Annotated in this window: 1 protein-coding gene; it reads left to right on the top strand. The window is 56.4% G+C overall.

Annotated features, from left to right (window positions below; genetic code table 11):
• Positions 1-769, top strand: a 769-nt coding sequence (locus CU103_RS30965) for a porin (RefSeq protein ID WP_106667837.1), incomplete at both ends; no start/stop codon positions are given.

Here is a 769-nt window from a genome sequence, read left to right as displayed (position 1 = left end):
TGAAGATCAGCGGCTATCTGCGTTACGACGCACAGGCCGGCGATGATCCCTACACTGGCTTCGACAGCGAGACCTGGCGCAAGCACACTCGTGCAACGCTCCGTTTCGACGCTCGTTCGGAAACAGAACTCGGCACGCTGCGTTCGTACATCGAAACCCGTTTCGACTATGATGCAGGCCGTGAAGATTCTGACATCGACGGCGACGGCGATTTCGACTCGTTTGCTGACCAGACCGAAACGCTGGCTCATGGCTACATCGAACTCGGCGGCTTCCGCGTTGGTGTGACGGACTCGCAGTTCGACACATGGACCGGTTCTGCTGGTAACGTGATCTTCGATGATGTCATCGATTACGGTGGCGGACGTACAAACCAGATCAGCTACACTTTTGCTGGCGGCAATGGCTTCTCTGCCACGGTCGGTCTGGAACAGGGTGACTCGGATCACATCATTGACGACTACATGCCACACGTTGTTGCTGGTGCGAAGTTCGAGCAGGGTTGGGGCGCAATCTCCGCTGTTGCTGGTTACGATGCACTTGCAGAAGAATTCGCTGGCAAGCTGCGTTTGGACGTGAAGTTCACCGACACGATTTCCGCTTTCGTAATGGGCGGCTATCAGTCTGACTTCCAGGACGACGAGCCGACACAGTTCTACGGTGCGTGGAACGGCGATTGGGCTGTTTGGGGTGGCGCTTCCTTCAAGGTTACCGAAAAGGCCACGATCAACGGCCAGGTTGCTTACGAAGACGAAGGCACGGTTGCTGC

The organism is Phyllobacterium sophorae (genome assembly GCF_003010965.1).
Taxonomy (GTDB): domain Bacteria; phylum Pseudomonadota; class Alphaproteobacteria; order Rhizobiales; family Rhizobiaceae; genus Phyllobacterium; species Phyllobacterium sophorae.
Note: the sequence above shows the minus strand (reverse complement) of the source record. Positions and strands in the feature narration are given on the sequence as shown.